Annotated in this window: 5 protein-coding genes and 2 pseudogenes; 5 read left to right on the top strand and 2 right to left on the bottom strand. The window is 63.9% G+C overall.

Going from position 1 to position 7,281, the window contains the following annotated elements; translation table 11 throughout:
• Positions 1-305 precede the first annotated feature (305 nt).
• The 3 genes and pseudogenes from ABZX92_RS44420 to ABZX92_RS44410 all read left to right on the top strand — a co-directional run.
• A pseudogene (locus ABZX92_RS44420) lies at positions 306-446 on the top strand (hypothetical protein); the annotation flags it as partial.
• 199 nt (positions 447-645) lie between these two features.
• On the top strand, positions 646-1,194 hold the full coding sequence (locus ABZX92_RS44415; RefSeq protein ID WP_355571997.1) for a transposase: 549 nt from the start codon (positions 646-648) through the stop codon (positions 1,192-1,194).
• Between the two features lie 135 nt (positions 1,195-1,329).
• Positions 1,330-1,791 carry a hypothetical protein gene (locus ABZX92_RS44410; protein WP_355571995.1) on the top strand — a complete coding sequence of 154 codons (462 nt, stop codon included), beginning with the start codon at positions 1,330-1,332 and terminating at the stop codon, positions 1,789-1,791.
• Here the strand turns inward: ABZX92_RS44410 and ABZX92_RS44405 are convergent.
• Complete coding sequence (locus ABZX92_RS44405; RefSeq protein ID WP_355571993.1) at positions 1,788-2,009, bottom strand: hypothetical protein; 222 nt, start codon at positions 2,007-2,009, stop codon at positions 1,788-1,790. The genes ABZX92_RS44410 and ABZX92_RS44405 overlap by 4 nt on opposite strands.
• 214 nt (positions 2,010-2,223) lie before the next feature.
• Here ABZX92_RS44405 and ABZX92_RS44400 point away from each other — a divergent pair, with 214 nt between their 5' ends.
• Together ABZX92_RS44400 and ABZX92_RS44395 are read left to right on the top strand one after the other, a co-directional pair.
• On the top strand, positions 2,224-5,082 hold the full coding sequence (locus ABZX92_RS44400; protein WP_355571991.1) for a BTAD domain-containing putative transcriptional regulator: 2,859 nt from the start codon (positions 2,224-2,226) through the stop codon (positions 5,080-5,082).
• Between the two features lie 555 nt (positions 5,083-5,637).
• Positions 5,638-5,985, top strand: a complete 348-nt coding sequence (locus ABZX92_RS44395) for an Lsr2 family protein (RefSeq protein ID WP_355571989.1) — start codon at positions 5,638-5,640, stop codon at positions 5,983-5,985.
• Positions 5,986-6,535: 550 nt separating this feature from the next.
• On the opposite strand, the pseudogene ABZX92_RS44390 reads toward ABZX92_RS44395, so the two are convergent.
• Positions 6,536-7,060: pseudogene (locus ABZX92_RS44390) on the bottom strand (IS5 family transposase); the annotation flags it as partial.
• Positions 7,061-7,281: the final 221 nt, after the last annotated feature.

Genomic DNA, 7,281 nt, shown 5'->3' with positions numbered 1-7,281 from the left:
CGAACTCCCACCCAAACATCTCCACCATCACCCGCCCTATGACAACATGACCACCAAACACAACCCACCATGCCCATCCACCCCCAACACCATGCACATCCACCCCCAACCCCAGATTCGGGGGGACCGTAAAACATTCGGCTCTGTCGATGATTGCGTGATCAACCGACTGGGCTCGGATCCGGGCACGCGGCGACGGTTTGTGATCATGTTCGGTGTGTGATCGTCAGTGGTTGGACGTGCTCCTGCCGCACCTGGCGGGTGTGGTCGTCGAGCGGATCGAGCAGACCGCATCAGGTGTGCTGATGTGGGCGCGTGTCACGGCGGAGGACTGTGCCTGCCCGTCCTGCGGCAGCCGATCCCGGCGGGTCCACAGCCGCTATGACCGTGGACTGGCCAACGTCGCGATGGCCGGTCAGCCGGTGATGCCGCGATTGCACGTGCGCCGGCTCTTCTGCGGTAACACCGGTTGTCCGGTGGCGACGTTCGCCGAGCAGGTCGGCGAGCTGACCGTCAGGCATGCCCGCCGGACCTCGTTGTGCCGCACAGTGCTGGAGCACATCGGGCTGGCGCTGGCCGGCCGGGCCGGGTCGCGCCTGGCCGCCGAACTAGGGTTGTGGCGAGCCGGTGAACGCTGCTGGGCTGGTGCACGCGCTGCCCGATCCCGAGATCGGGAGCGTGACGGTGCTCGGTGTCGACGACTTCGCGATCGCGCGCGAACGCACGTACGCGACCGTGCTGATCGACGCGGTCACTCATCGCCGTATCGACCTGCTACCGGACCGCAAGTCCTCCACCTTGGCGGCGTGGCTGCGTGAGCATCCCGGGGTGGAGGTGGTGTCCAGGGATGGCTCGGCCGCCTACGCCGAGGCGATCCGCCAGGCCGCCCCGCAGGCGGTGCAGGCCAGCGACCGGTGGTATCTGTGGCACAACTTGGCCTGCGCGATGAAGAAGACCGTCGTAGCCCACTCCGCGTGCTGGAACACCACTCCCAGCCCGGAAAGATCGGCACTGACCTCTCGCACGCGAGAGGTCAGTGCCGTGCACGACCTGCTTGCCGTGGGTGTCGGGCTGTTGGAGTGCGCGCGGCGGCTGGGCGCTGAACACGGTCAAACGCTACGCCCGCGCCGGGCGCGTCGGCGATCTGCTGCGCCCGCCGCGCTACGGCGCCTGTCTGGTCGACGCACACCGTGACCTGGTCCGGCAGCGCTTGGCGGAGAAGGTCCCGGTCACCGGATTCTGACCGAGATCCGCGAGCACGGCTACACCGGTAGCGGCAACCCCCTCATCCACTACATCAACCAAGGCCGCGCCGATCCCGAGCGCGTCGTGCCCGCACCACGCCAGCTCGTCTCCTGGCTGATGAGCCCTCCCGCCGACCTTGCCGACCACGCTCACCGCCACCTCGACGAGCTGATCGCCGCCTGCCCGGAGATGACCATTCTCGCCACTCGGGTGCCCGAGTTCGCCGCCATCCTCACCAGGCGCCGCAGCCAGGACCTTCCCAGCTGGATCGTCACGACCCGCGCGGACGCGCTGCCCGGCTCCGAGTCCTACCTCAACAGACTGGACAAAGATCGCGACCCGGTCGCGGGCCTGACCGTGCCCCACAGCAACAGCCCCACCGAAGACGTCAACACGAAGATCAAGCTGCTCAAGCAGGCCATCGCCGCCGAGAAGCGCACCTCGGCCGACGGGTGTTCTGGGGTGGTCGGCCCGGCCGCCTCCCGCTGGAACTGGGCCGCCGCGGATCGCATGTCCAAAGCCTGGCCCAACGCATGGTGTGCCTAACCCATGCAGGCTTCCAGCTCAACCGGGTATAGATCTATTTCTCCGCCGTGCAACGCAAAGCACTGACACCCGACGACGTCCGCGACCTCGACGACGTGACCGAACGACTTCTGTCCTTTCAGGACCGATACAACCACGCAGCCCAGTCCATCGACTAGACTTTCACCCGCGACGACCTCAAACAGTTCCTGACCTGCCCCAGCCGTCACGATCACCACGCACCCCCCACCACTCGCGGCTTGACCCTGACGAACCAACGTACGCGACCACTAGTTGCCTGCTCCGGTTGTACTATTGGTTGCCTGCTTGGGTCGCACATTGGGTTCGGTCGGCTGGAGCTGGTGACCGGCATCCAAGTGAACGGTGACGCTCCCGGGCAGACCCGACTTCGATTGGTTGGCACTTCTGGGTATCGGTTGGAGGTGAAGCGCCGTGGCCGGTGCTGCCGCTCGAGAGTTGCGGATCGGACTGCTGGGCGAAGTCGAGGCCCGCGTGGGAGACCTACAGATCGTCCTTGGTCCTCCTCGGCAACGGGCGGTGCTGGCGATCCTTGCGATGCGGGCGAATCAGGCAGTGTCGCGTGGTGAGCTGATCGACGGGGTGTGGGGCGATGCGGTTCCGCCGACGGTGGAGGGCAGCGTGCACACCTACATTCACGGCTTGCGACGGGCACTGTCTGTAGCGGGTCGTGACCTGCTTACGCGGACCGGGACGGGTTATCACCTCGTGCTGGTTCCCGGCGAGCTGGATCTGGCTGTGGTGGAGTCGCAGGTTCGCCATGCGCGTGCGGTGGCGGCTTCCGGAGAGCATTCGGTCGCGGCTGATCTTTTCGGAGAGTGTCTCGCAATGTGGCGAGGCGTACCGCTGAGCGGGGTTCCAGGCCCGTTTGCCGACACAGAGCGTGTTCGGTTGACGAACCTGCGTTATGAGCTTGTCGAGGAGCGAGCTGATCTGATGCTGGCGGCCGGCAGGCATCGGGACGTGCTCGCGGGCCTTGACGATGCCATCAAGGCGGAACCGTATCGGGAGCGGATGCGCGCGCAGCTCATGCTGGCGCTGTATCGGAGCGGGCGGCGGGCGGAGGCTCTGGCCGAGTTCGACGCGGTCCGCCGACTGCTTGCCGACGAGCTCGGGCTCGAACCCGGTAGTGCACTCACCGACCTGCAGCTGCGGATGCTGCGTTCGGATCCCGAACTCGATCCGGCGACCGAGCCGTGGTCCGGATCGCGCGCGTCGATTCCCTCTCAACTACCTCACGAAGTGCCGGATTTCGTGGGGCGGGTCGGCGAAATGACGCAGTTGTCGCAATGGCGCAGTGCGACGGAATCGGGCAATCCGGCGCTGCTCATCTCGGCGATCGACGGGGCCGGAGGTATCGGTAAGACATCCCTTGCGGTGCGGTTCGCGCGGCATGTGGTGGATAGCTATCCGGATGGGCAGCTATATCTGGATTTGCGTGGTTTTGATCCGAATCGGCCGCCCATGACGGCGTTCGATGCACTTGGCCAGTTGCTCGGGGCGCTCGGGAGTACGAGTTTTCCGTCAGAACCCGATGCGCTGGTCTCGACGTACCGAAGCCTGCTGTCCGGTAGGCGGTTCCTGATACTGCTGGACAATGCAGCGTCCACGGAGCAGGTTCGGGATTTGCTTCCGGGAGAGTCGAACAACTTGGTTCTCATCACCAGCCGCAACCGGCTGAGTGGTCTGGTTGCCCGCGACGGGGCACGCCGCCTCACTTTGGGTTTGTTGTCGAGCGCGGAAGCCGTGGAGTTGCTGCGCCGGGTGGTCGGGCCTGAGCGGATCGATGCCGAGCCGGAGGAAGCGGCCACACTGGCTCGGTTGTGTGGTTATCTTCCGCTGGCTTTGAGGATCGCCGCCGAGAAGGTCTCGTCGATGCCGAATTCGAGCCTGGGTGAGCTCGTCGCGAATCTGATTGACGAGCAGAGCCGTCTGGACGTTTTCGGCGTCGATGACGACGAGATGTCGTCGGTTCGGGGCGTTTTTTCGTGGTCGTATCGCTCGCTGGATCCGGCGCTAGCCCGGACTTTCCGTCTTCTTGGTTTGGTGCGTGGCCCGGACATCGGGGTTGCCGCGGCAGCCGCGCTGGTCGACAGGCCCGCCCACGACGTGGAAGATCTCCTCAAGACGTTGAGCGAGCAGCATTTGCTCGAAACTAACGCGGACCGCTTTAGTTTCCACGACCTCGTCAACGTGTACGCCGGCGAACTGGTGGCCCGGGAGGAAACGTCGCAGGAGCGCACAAACGCGATACACAGGCTGATGGACTGGTATCTGCAGAGCATGAGATTGACTGAGCTCTGCATCGATCCCGGTTACCCGCTCTTTGCCCTGAACACGAAAGGAATGCGGCGTGAACTGCCGAACGCCGATGCTCGCGAATCGGCCGACGCCTGGTTTAAGATCGAAGCGCCGAATGTCTTGGCGCTGACGCAGTACCTCGCGGATTTGGGCGAGCGCCACGCCGCTTGGCAGCTAGCCTGGTTCTTGTACGACCACTACTACTCGACGGGCCTGCTCACCGAGTGGATCGCAGTATTGAACATTGGACTTTCCTCCAGTCGGTATTCGGGTGACCCAAATGCAGAGATGCGATCGTTGATGGCCCTCGGTATTGCATACTCCCGACTCGGCCAGAATGAAATCGCCGCCGACCACCTGGAGCGCAGCCTCATCCTTGCCCGCAAGATAAATGACACCGAGTTTCTCCTTGTAACCCTTGCAAATCTTGGGTCAACGCTTCGCGAGATGAAGCAGCATGATCGAGGGATACTGTGCGCACAGGAAGCTTTAAATTTGGCGATAAACGGGACGGGCACCAATTACCACAAGGCCGGGGCTCTTGATTCACTAGTCGATTTGTACGTCGACTCTGGGCAGCTGGAGCACGCTCTCAGATATGGCGAAATTGGCCTCGAAGTCGCTCGAGCGAGTAAGGTGGGTGTCGTTGAGGCCAATATTCTCGTGAACTTGGGTCATACCTACCGTGATCTTGGTGCAGTCGCGGAGGCTGTGCGGGAGTACGAGGCAGCGCTGGACCTGTGCAAGACGCTAGGTGACCGCTATCACGAGGCTTTGGCGCTGCTGGGAATCGCCGAGCTACACCGCCGGAAGGCGCGCTACGACGAGGCCCGGGAACAGGCGCAACTTGCGTTGGGCATCTTCCTCTTCATCGGTCTCGATGGCGACGAAGCCGGCATCGCCCGCGACTTCCTTGCCTCCCTCGGTCCGGACGCCGTTTCCAACGCCAAGTTACCGGCATCCGAGCTGTGAGTGGTGGCAAGTGCTCTGGTCATGTCCGACTTGGACTGTCCATGGATGCGGGCGCGATCAGATCGGTGAGCACACCGTGGTTGGCGGCAATGGCGAGGTCGAATTCGGTGTAGATGGCCTGACAGCAGGTACTGTGATGACGCCGAGCGTTGCGTCCTGTCCACCGACTTCCAACCGACTCCGCACCGACCCACCACTAAGTCAGGGCCGATGCAGCCCACCGGTGGTCACCGGGCGATTCCAGCGCGAGGGCAGGCAGCACCCCGACCCCGCACTCCGCGAACAACACGGACCACCAGGCGATGCTGGCTGCACGGCTGACGCCACGCGACTTCTGGATCATCCGGATGCTGCACAAACACCGCGTGCTCACCGCGAACCAAATCACCACTCTCGCTTCCCGTCGTCCCGGTCCCGGCAGATGCGCCTACGGAGCTCACCTGAGGCTCATTGGAATCACGTCAATGCAACGCGTTCGCAAGCGGGGGGACGGAGGGCTGCTAAATTGTGGGAGCCCAATCAATCCCTTCACCAATCTTTGCGGGAGTATTCAGAATGGCACAGAAGGTTCTCGTCCAGCTCATCGACGACCTGGACGGCTCTACGACTGACGACATCGAGACTGTGCAGTTCGGACTCGACGGCGTGACCTACGAGATCGACCTCAGCGCAGGAAACGCGGGCCGGCTGCGCGATCGCCTCGGCGACTTCGTCACCAAGGCTCGCAGGACCGGAAGTCGCGCCAAGCGCGGTGCCGCTACCCGGACGATCGTCGGTGAGGCGCGCAGCAAGGAGCAGACCAGGGCAATCCGCGAATGGGCACGCAGGCAAGGTCACGAGCTGGCCGACCGAGGCCGGATCCCCGCCAGCATCATCGACGAGTTCGAGAACGCTCACCGGTGATCGCGATTGACCGCCGCACCAGGCCCGGAATCACCCACTCCGATCACGTCGAACCGAGAGTTCTAGTCGTACCGTTCAGATTCGTCTGGGTTGAGCGTCCTGAGCTTGGGCACGCCACGACGCGTTAGAGCTACAAGAACCTCGTGGACGGGAGATGTCTTAGTCAATGTCGTTGCCCCCCGGCCTGCGAGTGCAACCTGTGCCGGGTAATCGGGGTGGGGGCAAGTCAGTGCTGACCGAGATGCTCGCGGCGTGGTTGCCGGCGGACGACTTTCGCTGTGATGCGGATCGAGCTGCGCGGCACGCCGGTGGGACGCGGCGCTGATGGGCACAACCGCCGCTGGTTGATCAGCTTCCCGTCCAGGCCGTCAAGACCAGTCGAGTCGGGTCCTCGATGTGCTCCACGGGGAAATCATCTCGGTCATCGGTGTCGCCGCCATGATCGGGAGTTACACCGCTCGTTCCAGTCCCTACCTGACCAGCTGGTGTTTCGCGCCTGGGCGGCGCCCCATTATCAACGCACCAACTCCACTCCTGCTTAGACTGTGTCTCATGTGGACGATTTGGCGAGTTTCTTGTAGCAGGTGAGGGTGGCTGCAAGGGTGAGGAAGGCGCTGAAGTGACGAGCGTGGCGTTCGTAACGGGTGCTGAGGCGGCGGTAGCCGAACAGCCAGGCGATCGTTCGTTCGATCACCCAGCGGTGCCGGCCGAGTTTCTGGCTGGTCTTGACGCCTTTGCGTGCGATGCGGACCGCGATGCCGCGGTCACGGACCCAGGAACGAAGTTCGGGCTGGTCGTAGGCCTTGTCCGCGTGCAGCTTGGCCGGTCGGCGCCGCCGCAGACCACGCCGGGACTTGATCGCAGGGATGGCCAGAAACAGCGGCTTGAGTTGCCGCGGCGTCGTTAGTGTTGGCCGCCGAGATCGCCACGGACAACGGCTTGCCGGCCCTGCCGGACAGAACGTGAATCTTCGAACCAGATTTGCCCCGGTCAACCGGGTTCGGGCCGGTCAGAGACCCCCTTTTCGCGCTCGCACGGACGCCCCGTCGACCACCGCCCGCGACCAGTCAATCAGCGTGCGGGTTTGAACGCGGGTTTGCGATTCAGCGCGGATCTGAAACCCGCAAACTCGCACGCTCAGCTCCCGCAGTCACCTCACCAAGCCCGGACCAGGCACGCGCACGCCCTACTACCCCGCGCGGGGTAGTATGCTCAGCAAGGACATCGACGAGCACTTCGAGGCGTCGCTGGAGTTCCACGCGCGGACGCTGGACGACTTCGAGACCGCGCGGACCC

The organism is Lentzea sp. NPDC006480 (genome assembly GCF_040611995.1).
In the GTDB taxonomy this organism is placed as follows: Bacteria; Actinomycetota; Actinomycetes; order Mycobacteriales; family Pseudonocardiaceae; genus Lentzea.
The sequence above is the reverse complement of the archived record's forward strand: the minus strand, read 5'-3'. Positions and strand labels throughout refer to the sequence as shown.